At 64.4% G+C, this 20,891-nt stretch carries 17 protein-coding genes; 5 read left to right on the top strand and 12 right to left on the bottom strand.

Going from position 1 to position 20,891, the window contains the following annotated elements; genetic code table 11:
• Positions 1 to 41: 41 nt before the first annotated feature.
• The 9 genes from trpE to PSEEN_RS02005 form a co-directional block, all read right to left on the bottom strand.
• Positions 42 to 1,520, bottom strand: a complete 1,479-nt coding sequence (gene trpE, locus PSEEN_RS02045) for an anthranilate synthase component I (protein ID WP_011531855.1) — start codon at positions 1,518 to 1,520, stop codon at positions 42 to 44.
• Between the two features lie 70 nt (positions 1,521 to 1,590).
• Complete coding sequence (locus PSEEN_RS02040) at positions 1,591 to 2,409, bottom strand: phosphoglycolate phosphatase (protein ID WP_011531854.1); 819 nt, start codon at positions 2,407 to 2,409, stop codon at positions 1,591 to 1,593.
• On the bottom strand, positions 2,406 to 3,080 hold the full coding sequence (gene rpe, locus PSEEN_RS02035) for a ribulose-phosphate 3-epimerase (protein WP_011531853.1): 675 nt from the start codon (positions 3,078 to 3,080) through the stop codon (positions 2,406 to 2,408). The genes PSEEN_RS02040 and rpe overlap by 4 nt, the downstream gene beginning before the upstream one ends.
• A 190-nt stretch (positions 3,081 to 3,270) precedes the next feature.
• Complete coding sequence (locus PSEEN_RS02030; RefSeq protein ID WP_011531852.1) at positions 3,271 to 4,098, bottom strand: ABC transporter permease; 828 nt, start codon at positions 4,096 to 4,098, stop codon at positions 3,271 to 3,273.
• Between the two features lie 11 nt (positions 4,099 to 4,109).
• On the bottom strand, positions 4,110 to 5,357 hold the full coding sequence (locus PSEEN_RS02025) for an ABC transporter permease (protein WP_011531851.1): 1,248 nt from the start codon (positions 5,355 to 5,357) through the stop codon (positions 4,110 to 4,112).
• A gap of 94 nt (positions 5,358 to 5,451) precedes the next feature.
• Positions 5,452 to 6,486: an ABC transporter substrate-binding protein gene (locus PSEEN_RS02020; RefSeq protein ID WP_011531850.1), complete on the bottom strand. Its 1,035-nt coding sequence runs from the start codon at positions 6,484 to 6,486 to the stop codon at positions 5,452 to 5,454.
• Positions 6,487 to 6,526: 40 nt separating this feature from the next.
• Positions 6,527 to 7,648 (bottom strand): ABC transporter ATP-binding protein, encoded by a 1,122-nt coding sequence (locus tag PSEEN_RS02015; RefSeq protein WP_011531849.1) that lies wholly within the window; start codon positions 7,646 to 7,648, stop codon positions 6,527 to 6,529.
• 280 nt (positions 7,649 to 7,928) lie between these two features.
• The gene (locus tag PSEEN_RS02010; protein ID WP_193383919.1) at positions 7,929 to 8,561 is read right to left on the bottom strand and encodes a response regulator; all 633 of its coding nucleotides are present in this window, start codon (positions 8,559 to 8,561) and stop codon (positions 7,929 to 7,931) included.
• Positions 8,562 to 8,570: 9 nt separating this feature from the next.
• A complete protein-coding gene (locus PSEEN_RS02005; protein ID WP_011531847.1) occupies positions 8,571 to 10,958 on the bottom strand; it encodes a PAS domain-containing sensor histidine kinase in 2,388 nt (795 codons plus the stop codon).
• A 95-nt stretch (positions 10,959 to 11,053) separates the two neighbouring features.
• On the opposite strand from PSEEN_RS02005, the gene PSEEN_RS02000 reads away from it, so the two are divergent.
• Entirely contained in the window at positions 11,054 to 12,052 is a 999-nt protein-coding gene (locus PSEEN_RS02000; protein WP_011531846.1) for an alpha/beta hydrolase family protein, read from the top strand.
• A gap of 184 nt (positions 12,053 to 12,236) precedes the next feature.
• On the opposite strand, the gene PSEEN_RS01995 is transcribed toward PSEEN_RS02000, so the two are convergent.
• From PSEEN_RS01995 to PSEEN_RS01985, 3 genes are read right to left on the bottom strand one after another with little or no spacing between them, the layout of a single operon-like run.
• The gene (locus PSEEN_RS01995) at positions 12,237 to 13,001 is read right to left on the bottom strand and encodes a TerB family tellurite resistance protein (protein ID WP_011531845.1); all 765 of its coding nucleotides are present in this window, start codon (positions 12,999 to 13,001) and stop codon (positions 12,237 to 12,239) included.
• 1 nt (position 13,002) lies between these two features.
• Complete coding sequence (murU, locus tag PSEEN_RS01990; RefSeq protein WP_011531844.1) at positions 13,003 to 13,674, bottom strand: N-acetylmuramate alpha-1-phosphate uridylyltransferase MurU; 672 nt, start codon at positions 13,672 to 13,674, stop codon at positions 13,003 to 13,005.
• Positions 13,671 to 14,690: an aminoglycoside phosphotransferase family protein gene (locus PSEEN_RS01985; RefSeq protein ID WP_011531843.1), complete on the bottom strand. Its 1,020-nt coding sequence runs from the start codon at positions 14,688 to 14,690 to the stop codon at positions 13,671 to 13,673. Before PSEEN_RS01985 ends, murU begins: the two co-directional genes overlap by 4 nt.
• 132 nt (positions 14,691 to 14,822) lie before the next feature.
• On the opposite strand from PSEEN_RS01985, the gene PSEEN_RS01980 reads away from it, so the two are divergent.
• Genes PSEEN_RS01980 through rsmA form a run of 4 tightly spaced genes read left to right on the top strand, consistent with a single transcriptional unit; the run spans position 14,823 to position 20,761 of the window.
• Positions 14,823 to 17,657 carry an LPS-assembly protein LptD gene (locus PSEEN_RS01980; RefSeq protein ID WP_011531842.1) on the top strand — a complete coding sequence of 945 codons (2,835 nt, stop codon included), beginning with the start codon at positions 14,823 to 14,825 and terminating at the stop codon, positions 17,655 to 17,657.
• Complete coding sequence (gene surA / locus PSEEN_RS01975) at positions 17,638 to 18,957, top strand: peptidylprolyl isomerase SurA (RefSeq protein WP_011531841.1); 1,320 nt, start codon at positions 17,638 to 17,640, stop codon at positions 18,955 to 18,957. Before PSEEN_RS01980 ends, surA begins: the two co-directional genes overlap by 20 nt.
• On the top strand, positions 18,954 to 19,964 hold the full coding sequence (gene pdxA / locus PSEEN_RS01970) for a 4-hydroxythreonine-4-phosphate dehydrogenase PdxA (RefSeq protein ID WP_011531840.1): 1,011 nt from the start codon (positions 18,954 to 18,956) through the stop codon (positions 19,962 to 19,964). Before surA ends, pdxA begins: the two co-directional genes overlap by 4 nt.
• The gene (gene rsmA, locus PSEEN_RS01965) at positions 19,961 to 20,761 is read left to right on the top strand and encodes a 16S rRNA (adenine(1518)-N(6)/adenine(1519)-N(6))-dimethyltransferase RsmA (RefSeq protein WP_011531839.1); all 801 of its coding nucleotides are present in this window, start codon (positions 19,961 to 19,963) and stop codon (positions 20,759 to 20,761) included. The genes pdxA and rsmA overlap by 4 nt, the downstream gene beginning before the upstream one ends.
• Positions 20,762 to 20,891 lie beyond the last annotated feature (130 nt).

The following is a 20,891-nucleotide window of genomic DNA, read 5'->3' as shown; positions in this document are numbered from 1 at the left end:
CTACAGTGGGCTCTGTTCCTTGCGCGACAGCAGCCCAATGCTTATTTCGAGGTCTGCTCAGCCAACGCCACGGCACGGAACATCGCCCGGCGTTTGTTGATGGTCTCTTCCCACTCCAGTGCCGGCACCGAGTCGGCGACAATGCCGCCACCTGCCTGCACATGCAATTCACCATCCTTGATCACCGCGGTACGAATGGCGATTGCGGTATCCATGTTGCCGTTCCAGGCGAAGTAGCCCACGGCACCACCATAGACACCACGCTTGACCGGCTCCAGCTCGTCGATGATCTCCATGGCGCGGATCTTCGGCGCACCGGACAAGGTGCCCGCCGGCAGGATCGCCCGCAGTGCATCCATCGCCGTCAGCCCCTCACGCAGTTGGCCGGTGACGTTGGAGACGATGTGCATGACGTTGGAATAGCGCTCGATCACCATCTTCTCGGTCAGGCGCACGCTGCCAGTGGCGGACACCCGGCCAACATCGTTGCGTCCCAGGTCGATCAGCATCAGGTGCTCGGCGATCTCCTTGTCATCCGACAGCAGGTCGTCTTCCAGGGCGCGGTCGGCTTCTTCGGTGGCACCACGTGGGCGGGTGCCGGCGATGGGCCGCACGGTGACCAGGTTGTCCTCGACACGCACCAGCACTTCAGGGGAACTGCCTACGACATGGAAGTCACCGAAGTTGAAGAAGTACATGTACGGCGTCGGGTTGAAGCAGCGCAGCGCGCGGTACAGGTCGATGGGCGCGGCCTTGAAGTCGATGGACATGCGCTGCGACGGCACTACCTGCATGCAGTCACCGGCAAGGATGTACTCCTTGATGCGGCCCACCGCGTTTTCATAGTCGGCGCGGGTGTAGCTGGAGCGGAACTCAGGCTCGGCGGCCATGGGCCCGCTGAGGTCGAGGCCACGACGCGGAGTGATCGGCTGGCGCAGCGTTGCCAGCAACCCTTCCAGGCGTGCCTTGCCGTTCTCGAACGCCTGCTCCTCGGCCGGGTCGACCAGGACAATCGCGTGCATCTTGCCCGCCAGGTTGTCGAATACCACCACGGCATCGGACACCATCAGCAGGATATCCGGCACCCCAAGCGGGTCCGGGTTGGGGCTGGCGCCCAGGCGTTTCTCGACATAGCGCACACAGTCATAGCCGAAGTAACCCACCAGGCCACCGTTGAAGCGCGGCAGGCCGGGAATGTCGGCGACCTTGTAGCGGTCCTTGAACGCCTCGACGAAAGCCAACGGGTCCTCGACGTCGTGACTTTCCACTTCGACGCCGTCCTGCAGGATGCTGACGTGATAGCCATGCACGCGCATCACGGTGCGCGACGGCAGGCCGATCATCGAGTAACGGCCCCATTTCTCACCGCCCTGCACGGACTCGAGCAGGTAGGAGTTGGGTTGGTCGGCAAGCTTCAGGTAGATCGACAGCGGCGTGTCGAAGTCGGCCAGGGTTTCGCAGGCCAGGGGAATGCGGTTGTAGCCGGCAGCAGCCAGGCGCAGGAATTCTTCGCGGGTCATGTGTAGCCTCGTGGCAAGCAGCAATGGGGTCGGGCAAGCGGACGGGCCGGCAGGTGCCGGCGAGGGGGAGTCAGGCGCGCCAGCGCCAGCGGGCCAGGGCCTTGATGACTTTCATCCAGAATTTGCCAGTGACCACCACGTTGTTGTCTCTGCTTTGCGGGGCTTGAAGGTCCGCCAACGTTATCCCAGTGTCGGTGACTACGCAACCGGGCAGCAGGCGGCGCAGGTCGTCGATCACCAGGCTGGGGGATTCATCGTCGATGGGGCGGCCGTGGTTGTAACCATAGCTAAGGCCAACACACTTGACCCCGGCTGCCTTGGCTGCCAACACGTCACTGCGCGAATCGCCGATGAACAGCGACTGCTCCGGGGCAACGCCGGCCATCTTCATGACAAACAGCAAGGCCGCAGGGTCGGGCTTCTTCTGTGGCAGGGTGTCGCCACCAATGATCCAGCGGAAATAACGGCCGATCTTCATCTGGTCAAGCAAAGGCGCGACGAAACGCTCCGGCTTGTTGGTGATCAGGGCCATTTCCACGCCCTGCTTGCTCAGCCAACGCAGGGTGTCGCGCACACCAGGGTAGACGACGGTCAGCTCATGGCTCTCGGCGTAGGCCTCCATGAACAGGGCCAGGGCACGGTCGGCCAGTTCGTCGTCCACGGTGTCGTGTTCGATGTTGCCGGCCAGCGCCCGGCGCACCAGCACCTGGGCACCGTTGCCCACCCAGTGGCGCACGGCATCGAGCCCGGCAGGCGGGCGCCCGAGTTCGAGCAGCATGCGGTCGACGGCTGCGGCCAGGTCGGGGACCGAGTCGATCAGGGTACCATCCAGATCGAACATCACCAGCCTGGGCAGCGTCCCCGGGAACAGCTGCTCGAAGCCGCTCATGCGCGGGCCAGCGCCATTTCGGCACGCATCTTGTCGATGACTTCCTTGTAGTCCGGGGCGTTGAAGATCGCCGAACCGGCCACGAAGGTGTCAGCGCCGGCGGCGGTGATCTCGCGGATGTTGTTGACGTTGACGCCGCCATCGATCTCCAGGCGAATGTCGCGGCCGCTGGCGTCGATCAGCGCGCGGGCTTCGCGCAGCTTGTCGAGGGTGCCGGGGATGAACTTCTGCCCACCGAAGCCAGGGTTGACGCTCATCAGCAGGACCATGTCGACCTTGTCCATCACGTACTTCAAAGCGTCCAGGCCGGTTGCCGGGTTGAACACCAGGCCGGCCTTGCAGCCGCCGTCGCGGATCAGCTGCAGCGAGCGGTCGATGTGCTGCGAGGCTTCCGGGTGGAAGGTGATGTAGGTGGCGCCGGCCTCGATGAAGTCGCCGATGATGCGGTCGACCGGGCTGACCATCAGGTGCACGTCGATCGGCGCGGTCACGCCGTATTTGCGCAGCGCGCTGCAGACCATCGGGCCGATGGTCAGGTTGGGGACATAGTGGTTGTCCATGACATCGAAGTGGACGATGTCGGCCCCGGCGGCCAGAACCTTGTCGACGTCCTCGCCCAGACGGGCGAAATCGGCGGAAAGAATGGAGGGGGCAATAGCGTAGGGCTGCATGGCGCACCTGTAGGCGGAAATCACGGTGGCGCGCATTGTAACCCAGGGAAGCGGATCGGGGCTGATTGGTATCAAGGATGCGCCGCAACCCTGTAGGAGCCGGCCTTGCCGGCGAACACCGGCAAAGCCGGTGGCAACCATCGCGTCGCCTGGTTCGCCGGCAAGGCCGGCTCCTACAACCGCACTGCCATCAGGCAGGTTGCTGGGTTCTCAGCTTCTCGCTACGCCCACGCAACCACTCCAAGGTCAGCAGCAAGATCACCGAGAACGCGATCAGCAAGGTGGCCGCCGCCGCGATGGTCGGGCTCAGGTTCTCGCGAATGCCGCTGAACATCTGCCGTGGCAGGGTCGCCTGCTCCGGCCCGGCGAGGAACAGGGTTACCACCACTTCGTCGAACGAAGTGGCGAAGGCGAACAGCGCCCCGGAAATCACGCCCGGCGCAATCAGCGGCAATGTCACCCGACGGAAGGTCAGCAATGGCGAGGCCCCGAGGCTGGCCGCCGCGCGCACCAGGTTGTAGTTGAAACCCTGCAGCGTGGCCGACACGGTGATGATCACGAACGGCACACCCAGCACCGCATGCACCAGGATCAACGAGGCAAAACTGTTGCCCATGCCCAGCGGCGCGAAGAACAGGTAGCTGGCCACACCAATGATCACCACCGGCACCACCATCGGCGAGATCACCAGCGCCATCACCAGCGACTTGCCGGGGAAGTCGCCCCGGGTCAGGCCAATCGAGGCCAGGGTGCCGAACACCATGGCCAGCACCGTGGCCGCCGGGGCGACGATGATGCTGTTCTTCAGAGCGCGCATCCATTCGGCTGAGCCGAAGAAGTCCTGGTACCAGTGCAGCGAGAAGCCCTGCAGCGGATAGACCAGGAAGCTGCCGCTGTTGAATGACAGCGGCACGATGACCAGCACCGGCAGCACCAGGAACAGCAGGATCAGGCCGCACAGGATGCGCAGGCTGTAGAACCACACCCGTTCCACGGGCGACATGTAGGGGCTCAGCATGACAAGGCTCCTCAGCTCAGGCGCAGGCGGCTGGCGCCGACCAGCCAGCTATAGATCAGGTACAGCAGCACGGTCGCCAGCAGCAACAGCCCACCCAGCGCGGTGGCCATGCCCCAGTTGATGCTGGTGTTGGTATAGAAGGCGACGAAGTAGCTGACCATCTGGTCGTTCGGGCTGCCCAGCAGCGCCGGGGTGATGTAGTAGCCGATGGCCAGGATGAACACCAGCAGGCACCCGGCGCCTACACCGGCGTAGGTCTGCGGGAAGTACACCCGCCAGAAGCTGGCGAACGGATGGCAACCAAGGGAGATCGCCGCGCGCATGTAGCTGGGCGAGATGCCCTTCATCACGCTGTACAGCGGCAGGATCATGAACGGCAGCAGGATGTGCACCATCGAGATGTACACACCAGTGCGGTTGAACACCAGCTCCAGTGGCTGGTCGATGATGCCCATCGCCATCAGCGCGCTGTTGATCAAGCCACCCGACTGCAGCAGCACGATCCACGCTGCCACCCGCACCAGGATCGAAGTCCAGAATGGCAGCAGCACCAGGATCATCAGGAGGTTGCTCTGCCGGGTCGGCAGGTTGGCCAGCAGGTAGGCCAGGGGGTAGGCCAGCACCAGGCAGATCACGGTGATCACCACGCCCATCCACAGGGTGCGGGCGAAGATATCGAGGTAGATGGCCTGGTCGGGGGTGGCCTTGGCCAACTCGCCCAGATCGTCGATACGGTGGTCCAGCGCGGCCAGCAGGTAGAACGGCGTGACACTGCTGGTGTTGCGACGGATCGCCTGCCAGTAGGCAGGGTCGCCCCAGCGCTCGTCGAGCGTCTGCAAGGCTTCTTTATAAGAGCCGGGCTCTTCCTTGAACGGCAGTGCCCGTGCGGTCTTGGCCAGCAGGCTGCGGTAGCCGGCCAGCTCCATGTTCAGGCGCTTGGAAAGATCGCCCAGGGTCTGGTTCTTGCGCGACTCGGCCAGGTCCTGGCTCAGGGCCTTGTAGACCTCCTCGCCAGGCAAGCTCTTGCCATCCCATTGCGCCACCGCTTCGACGGTGCGCGGCAGGCCGCCGACCACCTCGGGGTTGCCGACGCTCTTGTACAGCAGCGCGGCGATGGGCACCAGGAACACCAGCAGGAGAAACAGCGCCAGCGGCGCAATCAACGCCTGGGCCTTCCAGCGGTTGACCCGCTCGGCATGCTTGAGGCGCTGCTTGAGGCTTGGACCTGCGCCTTCGTTGAGGGGCACTGCAATGGCCATGGCGAACTCCGGAATACAGGGGTGGGGCGTTCGCCGGCAAGCCGGCTCCTACAGGGAATCCAAGCAGGAGCCGGCTTGCCGGCGAACGGGCTGGTTACTTCTTCGCCGCCCAGGCGTTGAAGCGTTGCTCCAGCTGTTCGCTGTTGTCGGCCCAGAAGGCCACGTCGATCTGCACCTGGTTGGCAATGTTCTCAGGCGTGGTCGGCATGTCTTTCTTCACAGCGTCCGCCAGCAGCGGGACGGCCTTGGAGTTGGCCGGGCCGTAGGCGATGTTCTCGGAGTAGGTCTTCTGTTGTTCAGGCTGTACGGTGTAGGCGATGAACTTCTTCGCCTCTTCCACATCCTTGGCGCCTTTCGGAATGGCCCAGGCGTCGAAGTCGTAGATACCGCCGTTCCACACCACCTTGAGGTTGCTCTCTTTCTGCACCGCGGCGATGCGACCGTTGTAGGCCGAGCTCATGACCACGTCGCCCGAGGCCAGGTATTGCGGCGGCTGGGCGCCGGCTTCCCACCACTGGATGCTTGGCTTGAGTTCATCGAGCTTCTTGAAGGCGCGGTCCTGGCCTTCCTTGGTGGCCAGCACTGAGTAGACGTCCTTCGGCGCGACACCATCCGCCATCAGGGCGAACTCGAGGGTGTACTTGGCCCCCTTGCGCAGGCCGCGCTTGCCCGGGAATTTCTTCGTATCCCAGAAATCGGCCCAGCTGGTGGGTGCGCTCTTGAGCTTGTCGGCGTTGTAGGCCAACACGGTGGACCAGACGAAGAAGCCCACGCCGCAGGGCTGGATGGCACCTTTGACGTAGTCGCTTTCATTACCGAACAGGGCCGGGTCAAGCTCCTCGAACATGCCCTCGTCACAGCCGCGTGCCAGCTCCGGCGACTCCACCTCGACCAGGTTCCACGACACGCTGTTGGTGTCGACCATGGCTTTGACCTTGGCCATCTCGCCGTTGTACTCACCGGCGACGATCTTGCCCTTGCCGGCCTTCTCCCATGGCTCGTAGAACGCCTTGACCTGGGCCGCCTTGTTCGCACCACCGAACGACACCACGGTCAGGTCCGCGGCCAGCACCTGGCCGGCGGCGAACAGCCCCAGGGCCAGGGCGGTCAGTTTCAACTGCTTGCGCATTATTATTTTCTCCACAGTACAGGGTTGGTGAAGCAAACCATCAATGGGCTTCGGCAATCGGATCGAGCGCGCGGGCGTGCTCCACCTCCCAGCCCAGCGGTACCACATCGCCCACGGCCAGGGCCGGGTCGAGCTCGGCGATCGGCTGCTTCACGAAGAAGTCGGCCTTGCCGCAGACCTCCAGGCGCACCCGCACGTGGTCGCCCAGGTAGATGAATTCGGCCACGCGGCCAGAGAAACGGTTGACGCAGCTTTCGCTATGGCCATTGAGGCGCACGCGCTCGGGGCGAACCGACAGGGTGACCGGCTCACCGGCCTGGCCGACGTTCACCGCCAGCGCCTCGACCCGCTCGCCCCGGGCCAGCTGTACCTGGCAGCGCTTGCCGTCGCTGGCCAGCAGGGTGCCGTTGATACGATTGTTCTCGCCGATGAAGTTGGCGACGAAGGTGTTGCAGGGTTCTTCGTAGAGGGTGCGCGGGTCGGCGATCTGCTGGATCTCGCCCTGGTGGAACACCGCTACCCGGTCGGACATGGTCAACGCCTCGCCCTGGTCGTGGGTCACGTACACCACGGTCACACCCAGGCGCTGGTGGATGTGCTTGATCTCCATCTGCATGTGCTCGCGCAGTTGCTTGTCCAGCGCGCCGAGCGGTTCGTCCATCAGCACCAGCTGCGGCTCGAACACCAGGGCCCGGGCCAACGCCACGCGCTGCTGCTGGCCACCGGACAGCTGGCCGGGGTAGCGCTTGGCGAAGGCATCGAGCTGAACCATATTGAGCACGCGCTTGACCCGCTCGCTGATGTCGGTCTTGCTCAGGTTGCGCACACTCAGCGGGAAGGCCAGGTTCTCGGCCACGGTCATGTGCGGGAACAACGCGTAGTTCTGGAACACCATGCCGATGTCGCGTTTGTGCGGCGGCACGTTGTTGATCGAACGCCCGGCCAGCTGGATCTCGCCGGCGGTGGGGGTTTCGAAGCCGGCCAGCATCATCAGGCTGGTGGTCTTGCCCGAGCCGGACGGCCCGAGCAGGGTGAGGAACTCGCCCTTGCGGATATCGAGGTTGAGGTCCTTGACGATCAGCGATTCGCCGTCGTAGCTCTTCTGCACGCCCCGGAAGCTGACCAGTGTCTCGCTGGCCGCGTTCGAATTCGCCTCGCTCATGCCTGTACCTTCTTGTTGGAATGACTGCGTGACCAGAAGCGTAGAAGAGGCGCGAGGCCCCGAAAATCGGGGGCACTGAGAGAATGCCATCATCCGGATGGAAGACTTGCTGTAGGGATCGCCCTACAAGGGTGGCGCTTTCAGGCAAATCGAACCCTGTAGGAGCGGCTTTAGCCGCGATCACCCGCGAAGCGGGTGCCTGGCACCGCGTTGCCTGCATCGCGGTTAAAGCCGCTCCTACGGTGTGATCGCGTAATAGCCATGGTCGCAACCAGAACACTCACACCAGCTTGTGCTCCATGGCGTACTTCACCAGTTCCGCCAGCGAATTGACCTTGAGTTTCTGCATCAAGCGCGCCTTGTGGGTGCTGATGGTCTTGCTCGACAACGCCAGCTGCTGGGCGATGTCGTTGACGTTGGCACCCTGGGCCAGGCGCTCGAACACCGAAAACTCACGCTCCGACAGCAGCGTATGCAGCGGTCGGGTCTCGGTCAGCCCCACCTCGAACACCATGCGGTCGGCCAGGGCCGGGTCGATGTAGCGTCCGCCCCCGGCCACCCGGCGAATGGCGGTGAGCAACAGCGCCGGGTCGCTGTCCTTGGTGGCATAGCCCGCGGCGCCGGCCTTCAGCGCCCGGGCCGCCATCTGCGCCTCGTCGTGCATCGACAGCATCAGGATTGCGGGCGGGTTGTTCAGCGCGCGGATCCGCGGGATCGCTTCCAGGCCGTTCACCCCCGGCATGGAGATGTCCAGCAGCACCACATCACAGGGCGTCTGGCGCAGCGCTTCCAGCAACTGCTCGCCGTTGCCCGCCTCGCCCGCCACCTGCATGTCCCGGGCCAGGCCGATCAACTGCTTGATGCCTTCCCGGACGATGGTGTGGTCTTCCGCCACCAACACTCGAATCACGATCGTTTTCTCCTACGCCAAGGGAATCGCCACGCTCAGGCTGGTGCCCTCGCCTGGCTCGCTGTCCAGGCTCATGCTGCCGCCCAGCATCAGCACACGCTCACGCACCCCCACCAGGCCGAACGAAGTCGGCCGCGCCTCGCCCGGGGTGAAGCCTTTACCATCGTCGATGACCGTCAAGCGCAATTGCCCACCCTCGCGCACGAGCTCGATCTGCACCGTGTGCGCCTGAGCGTGACGCATCACATTGGTCAGCGCCTCCTGCAGGATACGGAACAGGCCAGTGGCCTTCGCATCACTCAAGGGTGGCAGATTGTCCGGGACCTGCACCAGACAGGGAATCTGCGTGCGGGCCTCGAAACGCCGGGCCTGCCACTCGATGGCCGAGGCGATGCCAGCGTCGAGGATCGGCGGGCGCAAGGCGGTGGCCACATCGCGCACCAGCTGGAACAACTGGGCAATCAGGCGCTTCATGCTGGCCAGCCGCTCGTTGAGCCCGGTGTCCAGCTCACCGTAGGCCAACTCGCACATCGACACTTCCAGCTTGAGCACCGTGAGCATCTGCCCCAGTTCGTCGTGCACTTCGCGGGCGATGCGTGCTTTTTCTTCTTCGCGCACGCTCTCCAGGTGCGCCGACAACTCGCGAAGCTGCTCCTGGGAACTGGCCAACGCAAGTTCCGCCTGCTTGCCCTGGGTGATGTCCCAGACCACCCCGTCCCAGACCATGCGCCCATCGGCAAGGCGGCGGGTGGTGGCCTTGATGTCGGCCCAGCGCTGTTCCCCCTCGCGCGTCAGGATCCGGCCTTGCCACGACCAGTCCTGGTCAGTCGCCAAAGCCAGATCCTGAACCCGGTGGTAGTCGCCGCGATCCTCGGGGTGGACCAGGTTGCGCAGCCCCATCTGCGGGTGCTGGATCGCCGCCGGGGTATAGCCGACGAGGGCCTCGCTACCCTCGCTGATGTAGGGAAACTCAGGGTCGCCTTCGGCCGGATCGCGCTCGAGGCGGAACACCAGCCCTGGCACATTGCCGGCGATACCCTTGAGGCGCGCTTCGCTTTCGCGCAGTTCGGCCAGGGCCCGGCGGCGTTCGGTGACATCGGAGAGGAACACCACCAGGTACTCGGCATCGCGAAAACGCAGGAATGACAGCGACAGGTCCACCGGCAACTGGCTACCGTCGGCACGCACACATTGGCTCTCGAACTGCAGTTCTGCGCCCTCGCCGCTGCGCGCCCGCTTCCACAGTGCCAGCCAGCGATCCATGCTGAGGCTGGGCTCGATGTCGCTCAGCGGCCGCTCGATCAGAGCGCCCTCGGCGAACCCGAGCATGCGCTCGGCCGCATGATTGGCGTAACGGACGTGGCTGTCCCAGTTGACCCAGAAGATGCCGACCGTGCTCTGGTCGATGGAGAACTGGCTCAGGCGCAGCGCCTCTTCGCGCACCTGGCGCTCGACCAGTGTCTCGCGGGTCGCCAGCAAGGCCCGCTCCACCCCCCGCTGCTGGCGTCGCTGCCACACCAGCGTGGCCAGGGCGCAGAGCAGCAACAGGCCGAACAGAAGTGCGAGGTTCTGCCAGAAGCCGGCTGACTCGGAAAAGCGTGGGTACTTGGGTTGCAACCAGCGTTGATGCAGTTGCTCCAGGCGCTTGGCCGGCATTGCCTGCAGGCCGCGCTCCAGGATGTCGGCGAGTATCGGCCAGTCTCGTCGCGAACCGATCCGCAGCAGCTGGGGCAAGCCGATGTCGCCCACAACGGCCAGCTCACTGAATTCGCTTTCGCGGGAAAGACGGCTGAGTTGCGCTTCATCGAGCACGGCGAAACCGGCCTGGCCGCCCAGTACCAGCTGCAATGCCTCACGTTCGCTGGGCACGCCTTGAAGGTTGAGGTTGGTGTAGTTGCCACGCAGGTAATCAGCCAAGCGGGAGGGCATGCGTACCGCGACTCGGTCATTGGCGGTCAACTTCTCCAGTTCCACCGCCACCGCGCCACTGCGCAGCCCCACCACCAACTGCGGCACACGCATGTACGGGTCGCTGAACAGCCAGTTGCGCAGGCTGGCCGGGGTCTGGGCAAGCCCTGGGGCAAAATCGATCTCGCCCGCCTGCAAGGCATGCTCCAAGGCCGCATCGTCAGCGAAACCGCGCCAGGTCAGGTCGAGCCTGAGCGCCTGGGCCAACTCATCCACCAAATCGACATTCGCGCCGTAGTACTGCTGGAGACGGCGATCGAACTGCGCATAGGGTGCTTGCAGCACGAAACCGACACGCAAGCCGCGGTGCGCGTCCAGCCATTGCTGCTGTGCAGGCTCCAGGGCAACCATGGGAGGCGCCTCCGGCCTCGCCAGCGCGATCAAGGGTAGACACAACCAGCCGATAACCCACAGGCAACGCACTCGCTTCATCTATACGCTCGTCTTGGCAAGGATGGCCACCTGGCGTGGCCGTCGCGGGCAAATACTATTAGGCTGCCGGTATCATTCTGGCCTTGGGTTGATTCATGTTCACACTTTATCGCACGACGCTGGCAATGTTCTGCCTCGCCTCGCTCCTGCCCTTCGGCGCTCAAGCCGCCGACACCGAAAAAACAGAGGCCGCCACCGAGGCTGCCGCACCTGCGCCACGCCCAGCACTGGCCGAGCGCAGCCAGGATGATGCCCTGGCCCTGGAACGCCAGGCGCCCAAGGCCGAGCAGCAGACCTTGCAGGCCAATGGCGAGAATTTCCTTGCACTTTGGAAGCCCGCCAACGACAGCGACCCGAAAGGCGCGGTGATCATCGTCCCGGGCGCGGGTGAAACGGCCGACTGGCCGAACACCGTCGGCCCGTTGCGTCGAGGCTTCCCGGACGTGGGCTGGCACACCCTAAGCCTGAGCCTGCCGGATCTGCTGGCCGAACGCCCGCAGGCAAGGGTCGAGGCCAAGCAGGCTGTCGCAACACAAAAGCCTGAGGGCGAATCGGCACCGGCCAAGGACACGCCTGCGGACGCCAACGCCAACGTCGCCCAGGCCACTGCCCCCGAGGTGGAAGCCGCAGAGAGCACCGACGCGGCCGAAGCTGACGAACACAGCGACCAAGCCGATGCCGAGCGGATCTTCGCCCGCCTCGATGCCGCCGTGGCCTACGCACAACAGCAGAAGGCACGCAGCATCGTCCTGCTTGGCAACGGCAGCGGCGCCTACTGGGCCGCGCGCTACCTCAGCGAGAAGCAGCCGCCACAAGTACAGAAGCTGGTCATGGTCAGCGCGCAGACGCCAGCGCGGGTCGAGCAGGACCTGCAAAGCCTGACCTCGAACCTGAAAGTGCCGACCGCAGATATCTATTTCGCCGGCCGCCCCCAGGACAGCCAGGCCGCCCAGCTGCGCCTGCAGGCGAGCAAGCGGCAGAAGGACAGTCAGTATCGCCAGGTCTCGCTGATGGCCATGCCGGGCAACAAGGCGGCAGAGCAGGAACAACTGCTGCGCCGGGTGCGTGGGTGGCTGACGCCCAAGGAAGAGTGAAGCACCTTGCGGGGTATTCGGAACTCACGCCTGCACCTGTAGGAGCGGCCTTGAGCCGCGATAGGGCCGCAAGGCGGCCCTGGCGATCTTTGCTCAGTACTGAAATCCTGGGGCCGCTACGCAGCCCTTTCGCGGCTCAAGGCCGCTCCTACAGGGATCGTGCCAGGTTTGACCTTGGCGCTGGCTAGATACCCCGCCGTTTGCGGACCAGGGCAAAGGCCTGGTGCAGCTCGCGTGTCAGTTCGGTCGCCTCGCGCACCTTCGCCTCGCTGGCGCCACTGCCCACCAGCTTGTCCGGGTGATGGCGGCTGAGCAGCCGGCGATAGGCCTGCTTCACCTGGTCGGTGTCGGTCTCCGCTTCCACGCCCAACAGACGCAAGGCTGCCGCGTAGGTCATCGTGCCGCCGTCGAGCGACGCCTTGCGCGGCTCATACTCCAGCGACAATGCCTGTACCTGGCCGCGGCTGAGCCCCAACTGCTCACCCCAGCCCAGCAACAGGTCACGCTCATGCCGCCCCGCCTTGCCATCGGCCCAGACCATCCGCCAGCAGGCGCGCAAAGTGCCTTCCGCAGCGTTAGGCTGCAGCTTGATCCGGCGCAGGTGATGCCCCAACCGATCCTTGCCCGCCTTGCCGCGGTTGAACGCAGCGATGGCGCGCCGCCGCGCAGGCTCCGCCAGGTCGAGACGGGTCATCTCCTGGCGGGCCTGCTGGATATGCCCCTCGGCCACCCGGCCATCGCTCTTGGCCAGGCGCCCCAGCAGCACGAACAGCAGTTCGTCATCACGCAGCGCCGGGCGGCCGCCCAGGCGCTCGCGCATATCGTCCCATCCTTGAAGACGCAGGCGCCGATCCATGGCCTGGCCCAGCAACGCCCCGAGCAATGCCCCGGGGATGCTGGCCACGGCGAAACCGGCCCCGGCACCAATCACTGTGCTTGGCCACCACATTTCAGGCATCCGCTCCGATCAGGCGCTCGACATCGGCCAGGCGCTCGAGGGTGCCGACATCAACCCACCGCCCGCTGAAATGCTCGCCGCTCACCTGCCCCTCGGCCATGGCCTTGCGCAGCAAGGGCGCCAGTTTGAAGGCGCCCGTCTGACAGCCGTCGAACAGCGCGGGGTCGAGCACGGAAATGCCACTGAAGGTCAGCGTGCCCGGGCTATCGTCGCCGTCGACCACCTGCCCTTCCTGCAAGCGGAAGTCACCGCGACCGTGATGCCCGGGATTGTCGACCAGCACCAGGTGCGCAAGGCCTTGCAATGGCGCATTCAACGACCGGAAATCGTAATCCGTCCAGATATCGCCGTTGACCAGCAGGAACGGGTCATCACCCAGCAAGGGCAGGGCCTTGAAGATCCCACCCCCGGTTTCCAGCGGCTCGCCTTCCGGCGAATAGCGGATACTCAGCCCGAAGCGGCCGCCATCCCCGAGATGATCCTCGATCTGCTGGCCCAGCCAGGCGTGGTTGATGACGACATCGGTGATACCGGCCCGGGCCAGCGCCTCGAGGTGGTACTCGATCAGTGGCTTGCCGGCGGCAGGGACCAGCGGCTTGGGGGTATGCAGGGTCAACGGGCGCATGCGCTCGCCCTTGCCCGCTGCGAGAATCATCGCCTTCATGGGCGCGCCTCGCCCTTGAGCTCGGCAATCAGCTGCCCCAGCTCGTCCAGTTCGGGGCGCCGGGCAATCACTTCATCTATATAGGTGAAGAACCGTGGCACGTCGGTGAGATAGCGTGGCTTGCCGTCACGGTGGCAGATGCGCGCGAAGATACCGATCACCTTGAGGTGGCGCTGCACACCCATCAGGTCGCTGGCACGGTGGAATGCCTCGAAGTCGTCCTGGACCGGGATGCCAGCAGCCCGCGCCTTGTCCCAGTAGCTGCGCAACCAGCCTTCGACACGCGCCTGGGGCCAGCTGAGGAAGGCATCCTTGAACAGGCAGGTGATGTCGTAGGTGACCGGGCCGTAGACCGCATCCTGGAAGTCCAGCACGCCGGGGTTGGGTGCGCTGTGCATCAGGTTGCGCGGCATGTAGTCGCGGTGCACCAGTACCTTGGGCTGGGCCAGGGCGCTGTCAATCAGTTGCTGGCTCACCCGTTGCCAGCTGGCCTGCTGGGCCTCGCTCAGTTGCATACCAAGGGCGCGACCGACGTACCACTCGGGGAACAGTTCCAGCTCACGACGCAGCAGGGCAACGTCGTAGCTGGGCAGCGGTGCGTCCATAGGCAGGCGCTGGAGGGCCAGCAAGGCCTCGATGGCATCGGCAAACAAGGCGTCGGCGTTGCCCTGGTCGATGATGTCCAGGTAAGTCTGCCGGCCCAGGTCGCTCAGCAGCAGGAAACCACGTTCCAGGTCCTGGCCGTGGATCACCGGAACGTTCACCCCGGCACTGGCCAGCAGATGGTCGATATCGACGAATGGCCGGCAGTTTTCCTGGGGAGGCGGGGCATCCATGATCACGAAACTATGCCCAGCGCCCTCCCAACGGAAGTAGCGGCGGAAGCTCGCATCGCTGCTGGCGGCAGTCAGGCTGCCTTCGGGCACTTCGCCCCAGGCGTTGTGGCGGAACAGGGGCTCGAGCTGCCCGGCAAGCCAGGCGGTCAGTTGTTGCAGGCGTACATCGTGATCGGGCATTACAAGGGTTCTCCGACGGCCCTAGCCGTCAAGCGGGTCATGCTTTATTATCCAGCATCTTTTTCAGACCATCGAGAGGCGTGCGGCCCCCACACGCGGGCAGATGGCACGCAGGAAGCCCGGACTAATAAGATGGCATTGAAATCCCCCGCGTTTCGTAGAAAGTTTCCGTTGCTGGTGACTGGCGGTCTGCTGGCACTGCAACCCCTGGCCACCTCGTTTGTGGTGGCGGCCGAGCAGTTCGACTGCCAAGTGTCCGCCGCCGGCGGCTGGGACTGCAAGCCCAAGGCCACAGGCAACCTGCCTCCACGCCCGGTGCACCCTGGCGCTGCCGCCGCGAGCTCGGGTGCCGAAGCGCCCGGCGAGGTCGGCGAGGCGCAAGCCGAAAAGCCGATGCTGGTCACCGAGTCGAAAGGCCGCGGCCTGAAGTCGCGCAGCGAAGACTACAGCCATCTGGACTGGGTACCGCGCGAGAAGCTCACCGCCGCGCAGCTGGCCGAGACCGGCCCGTACTGCGGCGGCGCTTACATCGAGCCAACCCGCCCGGGCATGAACGACACCACGCCCAAGGACGAGTCGCCCACCTACATCAACGCCAAGGTCTCCAAGTACCAGCAAGAGCAGCAGATCGCCACGCTCGCCGGTGACGTGGTCATGCGCCAGGGCAGCATGCAGGCCGAGGCCGACGAAGCCAACCTGTACCAGGCCGAGAACCGTGGCGAGCTCAAGGGCAACGTCAAGATCCGCGACAACGGCTCGCTGGTAGTCGGCGACGAGGCGCAGATCCAGCTCGACACCGGCGAAGCCCGGGTCGACAACGCCGAATACGTAATGCACAAGTCGCACATCCGCGGCAACGCCCTTTACGCCAAGCGTGCAGAAAACGCCATCATCCGCCTCAAGGACGGTACCTATACCACCTGTGAGCCGGGCAGCAACGCATGGCAGCTCAAGGGCAACAACATCACCCTGAACCCGGCCACCGGTTTCGGTACCGCGACCAACGTGACGCTGCGGGTCAAGGATTTCCCGGTACTCTACACACCGTACATCTATTTCCCGATCGACGACCGTCGCCAGTCCGGCTTCCTGCCGCCGTCGTTCAGCACCAGCAGCGACACCGGCTTCATGCTGGTCACCCCGTACTACTTCAACCTGGCACCGAACTACGATGCCACGTTGTACCCGCGCTACATGGCCAAGCGCGGCATGCTGATGGAAGGCGAGTTCCGCTACCTCACCAAGTCCAGTGAAGGCCAGTTTGGCGGCGCGTATCTCAATGACGAGAGCGATGACCGCAAGCTGCAGACGGACTACAAAAAAGAACGCTGGATGGTCAACTGGCAGCACAAAGGTGGCCTGGACGAGCGTCTGATGACCGAGGTGGATTACACCGACATCAGCGACCCGTTCTATTTCCAGGACCTGGAAACTGATCAGATCGGTGTTGAAAAAAGGGACTTCGTCAACCAGCAGGGCGCACTTAATTACCGCGGCGATAACTACACCGCTCGGTTGAACGTGCATGCCTACGAAATGGCGACAATTTCGCAAATCACCCCTTACGACAAGCTGCCGCAGGTCACCTTCAACGGCACGCTGCCGTTCCATCCGTCCGGCCTGGACTTCGGTTATGAGACCGAAGCAGTTCGCTTCGAGCGCGACCTGAAGAACGATCTGGTGTTCGACAAAGACGGCAAGCCTGACGAGTCCATTGGTGTTGTCAAGGATGCGAATGGCGAAGTCATCGGTGGCCGTCGAATCGACGAGAGCCTCCGCGGTATTGCCCGTGCCAACGGCACGCGCCTGAACGCGGCGCCGTCGATCAGCCTGCCGATGGAAGCCAGCTATGGCTTCCTCACGCCCAAGCTGAAATACGTCTACACCCATTACGACCTGGACCTGAACAGCCGGGGCCAGGCGCAAGCCGCACAAGACTCCGCCAATCCTGCATACGGCACTTACAACAGCGCGATCAACCGTAACGTCCCGATCTTCAGCGTCGACAGCGGCCTCTATTTCGACCGCAACACCCAGCTGTTCGGCACCAACTACCGCCAGACCCTCGAGCCGCGTCTGTTCTACCTCTATGTCCCGTACAAGGACCAGAGAGACATCCCACTGTTCGACACCGGCGAGACACTGTTTAACTACGCCTCGTTGTTCCGCGATAACCGCTTCGCCGGCACCGACCGTATCGGCGACGAGAACAAATTGTCGCTCGGCGTGACCAACCGCTGGATTGAAGACAATGGCTTCCAACGCCAGCGCTTCAGCATTGGCCAGGCTTATTACTTCAAGGATCGCAAGGTCCAGTTGCCAGGCATCGACTACCGCACCCGCAAGGACAGCCAGTCGGATGTCTCTCCGTACGCACTCGAATACGAGTACGCCTTCAACCGGGATTGGCGCTTCAACTCGGACTTCAACTGGGATCCGGACAGCCGCAGCACCCGCTCGGGCAGCGCGATGTTCCACTACCAGCCTGAGGACAACCCGAACAAGATCGTCAACCTCGGTTATCGCTACCGCAATGACACGATCACCTACGACTCCCTGACCGGTGCCTGGAAAGTGGGGGGCGGTGACTACGGCTCGCCGGGTGACGCGAACTACATCAAGGACTACTACAAGATCCAGCAACACGACTTCTCGGTCATCTGGCCTATCGTGCCGCAATGGAGCGTCATTGCTCGCTGGCAACACGATTACAACCGCAACCGGACGCTCGAGGCCATGGGTGGTTTCGAATATGACAGCTGCTGCTGGAAGCTGCGCCTGATCAACCGTTACTGGTTGGATTACGACGATTTCAGCCAGGCAACCCCAACCAACGAGAAGGGTGACCATGGCGTCTTCCTGCAAGTCGTGCTCAAGGGCCTCGGCGGTGTAGTGGGCAACAAGGTCGAATCGTTCCTGGACCAAGGCATTCAAGGTTACCGTACCCGTGAAGAGCAAGCTTATTGATCGTCTGCGCCCGCTGATGCTGGGCGCCGTATTGCTGAGTGGCGCGGTGCATGCCGCGGTGCAACCCATCGACCGCGTGGTGGCCATCGTCGACAACGACGTGGTCATGCAGAGCCAACTGGACCAGCGTGTGCACGAAGTGCAGCAAACCATCGCCAAACGTGGCGGTGGGGTGCCACCGGCCGGTGCGCTGGAGCAGCAGGTATTGGAGCGCCTGATCGTCGAGAACCTGCAACTGCAGATCGGCGAACGCTCGGGCATCCGCATCACCGACGAGGAACTGAACCAGGCCGTCGGCACCATTGCCCAGCGCAATGGCATGTCGCTGGAGCAGTTCCGCGCCGCCCTGGCCCACGACGGCCTGTCGTACGACGACGCCCGCGAGCAGATCAAGCGCGAGATGATCATCAGCCGCGTGCGTCAGCGTCGGGTCGCCGAACGCATCCAGGTCTCCGAGCAGGAAGTGAAGAACTTCCTCAACTCGGACCTGGGCAAGATGCAGCTCTCGGAAGAGTACCGCCTGGCCAACATCCTCATCCCGACCCCGGAAAGCGCCAATTCCGACGCGATCCAGGCGGCAGCCCGCCAAGCGGGCGACGTCTACCAGCAGCTCAAGCAAGGTGCCGACTTCGCACGCCTGGCCATCGCGCGCTCGGCTAGCGAGAACGCCCTGGAAGGCGGCGAGATGGGCTGGCGCAAGGCCGGCCAGCTGCCACCTGACTTCGCCAAGATGCTCAGCAGCATGGCTACCGGTGATGTCACCCAGCCAATCCGCATCCCCAACGGCTTCATCATCCTCAAGCTCGAGGAGAAGCGTGGTGGCGAAAGCAGTGTGCTGCGCGACGAAGTGCACGTACGCCACATCCTGATCAAGCCCAGCGAGATCCGCAGCGACAAGGCCACCGAACAATTGGCCGAGCGCCTGTACGACCGGATCAAGAACGGTGAAGACTTCAGTGAACTGGCGAAGAGCTTCTCGGAAGACCCGGGTTCGGCGCTCAACGGTGGCGACCTCAACTGGGTCGACCCGAACAGCCTGGTGCCGGAGTTCCGCGAGCAGATGGCCAACGCCCAGCAAGGCGAAGTCACCCGCCCGTTCCGCACCCAGTACGGCTGGCACGTGCTTGAAGTGATGGGCCGCCGCGCCACCGACAGCACCGCCCAGGCACGCGAGCAGCAGGCCATGAACGTCCTGCGCAACCGCAAGTACGACGAAGAGCTGCAGACCTGGCTGCGCCAGATCCGCGACGAAGCCTACGTTGAAATCAAGCTGCCTGGCGCCGACCAGGCCGGCCAGTGAAGCCCCTGCGCTTCGCCGTTACACCCGGTGAGCCAGCCGGCATAGGCCCCGACCTGTGCCTGCTGCTCGCCGCCGAGGCCCAGCCCCACCCCCTGATCGCCATCACCAGCCGTGACCTGCTCGCCGAGCGGGCCACGCAGCTGGGGCTGGCCGTCGACCTGCGCCCGGTCACGCCTGGCAGCTTTCCGGAACACCCAGCCCCCGCCGGGAGCCTGTACGTCTGGGACACCCCCCTGGCCAAGCCAGTAGTAGCCGGACAACTGGACAAGGCCAACGCCGCCTTCGTCCTGGAGACCCTCACCCGCGCCGGCCAAGGCTGCCTCGACGGTGAATTCGCCGGCATGATCACCGCCCCCGTGCACAAGGGCGTGATCAACGAGAGCGGCATTGCCTTCTCCGGGCACACCGAGTTCCTCGCCGACCTCACCCATACCGCGCAAGTGGTCATGATGCTGGCGACACGAGGCCTGCGCGTGGCATTGGTGACCACTCACCTGCCCCTGCGCGACATCGCCGATGCCATCACCCCCGAACGCCTCGAGCGCGTCACCCGCATCCTGCATGCGGACATGCGCGACAAGTTCGGCATCGACAACCCACGTATCCTGGTCTGCGGGCTCAATCCGCACGCCGGGGAAGGCGGCCACCTGGGCCGCGAAGAAATCGACATCATCGAGCCCGCCCTGGAGCGCCTGCGCCAGGAAGGCATGGACCTGCGCGGACCACTGCCGGCCGATACCCTGTTTACCCCCAAATATCTGGAGCACTGCGACGCGGTGCTGGCGATGTACCACGACCAGGGCCTGCCCGTACTCAAGTACAAGGGCTTCGGCGCCGCGGTCAACGTGACGCTGGGCCTGCCGATCATCCGCACGTCGGTCGACCACGGCACCGCCCTGGACCTGGCCGGCACCGCCCTGGACCTGGCCGGCAGCGGCCGGATCGACACCGGCAGCCTGCGCGTTGCCCTGGAAACCGCCTACCAGATGGCCGAGAACCGACCATGAACGAGCACTACCAACACCGGGCGCGCAAGCGCTTCGGCCAGAACTTCCTGCATGACGCCGGAATCATCGACCGCATCCTGCGGGCGATCAACGCCAAGGCCGGCGAACACCTGCTGGAAATCGGCCCTGGCCAGGGCGCCCTCACCGAAGGCCTGCTGGGCAGCGGCGCACAGCTGGACGTGGTGGAGCTGGACAAGGACCTGGTGCCGATCCTGCAACACAAGTTCGCCGGGCGCGGCAATTTCCGCCTGCATCAAGGCGACGCCCTGAAGTTCGACTTCAATCAGCTGGGCGTGCCGGAGCGCAGCCTCAAGGTGGTGGGCAACCTGCCCTACAACATCTCGACACCGCTGATCTTCCACCTGCTGGCCCACGCCAACCTGATCCGCGACATGCACTTCATGCTGCAGAAGGAAGTGGTCGAGCGCATGGCCGCAGGCCCGGGTGGTGGGGACTGGGGTCGCCTGTCGATCATGGTCCAGTACCACTGCCGCGTGGAGCACCTGTTCAATGTCGGCCCAGGCGCGTTCAACCCACCGCCGAAAGTGGATTCGGCCATTGTGCGCCTGGTACCCCACGAGGTGCTGCCGCACCCGGCCAAGGACCCGCTGCTGCTCGAGCGCGTGGTACGCGAAGCCTTCAACCAGCGCCGCAAGACCCTGCGCAATACCCTCAAGGGCCTGCTCGACAGCCAGGCCATCGAGGCTGCCGGCGTCGATGGCAGCCTGCGCCCCGAGCAGTTGGACCTGGCCGCATTCGTGCGCCTGGCCGACAAGCTGGCCGAACAGCAGGGCTGATCGCCTTAGCCGGCGCCTACATTAGCCTGTAGGAGCCGGCTTGCCGGCGAACAGGGCCCGTAGCCCCTGCACCGCTGGCCCTCCCCCCCGCCAATGGCCTAGACTGCGTTATTGCGTCAGTTCGCCCAAG

Source organism: Pseudomonas entomophila L48 (genome assembly GCF_000026105.1).
Lineage (GTDB): Bacteria > Pseudomonadota > Gammaproteobacteria > Pseudomonadales > Pseudomonadaceae > Aquipseudomonas > Aquipseudomonas entomophila.
The sequence above is the reverse complement of the archived record's forward strand: the minus strand, read 5'-3'. Positions and strand labels throughout refer to the sequence as shown.

Coding starts and splice junctions, on each gene's coding strand:
- murU (WP_011531844.1), bottom strand. CDS start 13,674: ATGAAGGCGATGATTCTCGCAGCGGGCAAGGGCGAGCGCATGCGCCCG.
- rpe (WP_011531853.1), bottom strand. CDS start 3,080: ATGCAGCCCTACGCTATTGCCCCCTCCATTCTTTCCGCCGATTTCGCC.
- PSEEN_RS01995 (WP_011531845.1), bottom strand. CDS start 13,001: ATGTGGTGGCCAAGCACAGTGATTGGTGCCGGGGCCGGTTTCGCCGTG.
- PSEEN_RS01985 (WP_011531843.1), bottom strand. CDS start 14,690: ATGCCCGATCACGATGTACGCCTGCAACAACTGACCGCCTGGCTTGCC.
- PSEEN_RS02040 (WP_011531854.1), bottom strand. CDS start 2,409: ATGAGCGGCTTCGAGCAGCTGTTCCCGGGGACGCTGCCCAGGCTGGTG.
- PSEEN_RS02005 (WP_011531847.1), bottom strand. CDS start 10,958: ATGAAGCGAGTGCGTTGCCTGTGGGTTATCGGCTGGTTGTGTCTACCC.
- PSEEN_RS02025 (WP_011531851.1), bottom strand. CDS start 5,357: ATGGCCATTGCAGTGCCCCTCAACGAAGGCGCAGGTCCAAGCCTCAAG.
- PSEEN_RS01980 (WP_011531842.1), top strand. CDS start 14,823: ATGGCATTGAAATCCCCCGCGTTTCGTAGAAAGTTTCCGTTGCTGGTG.
- PSEEN_RS02000 (WP_011531846.1), top strand. CDS start 11,054: ATGTTCACACTTTATCGCACGACGCTGGCAATGTTCTGCCTCGCCTCG.
- rsmA (WP_011531839.1), top strand. CDS start 19,961: ATGAACGAGCACTACCAACACCGGGCGCGCAAGCGCTTCGGCCAGAAC.
- PSEEN_RS02030 (WP_011531852.1), bottom strand. CDS start 4,098: ATGCTGAGCCCCTACATGTCGCCCGTGGAACGGGTGTGGTTCTACAGC.
- trpE (WP_011531855.1), bottom strand. CDS start 1,520: ATGACCCGCGAAGAATTCCTGCGCCTGGCTGCTGCCGGCTACAACCGC.
- PSEEN_RS02020 (WP_011531850.1), bottom strand. CDS start 6,486: ATGCGCAAGCAGTTGAAACTGACCGCCCTGGCCCTGGGGCTGTTCGCC.
- PSEEN_RS02015 (WP_011531849.1), bottom strand. CDS start 7,648: ATGAGCGAGGCGAATTCGAACGCGGCCAGCGAGACACTGGTCAGCTTC.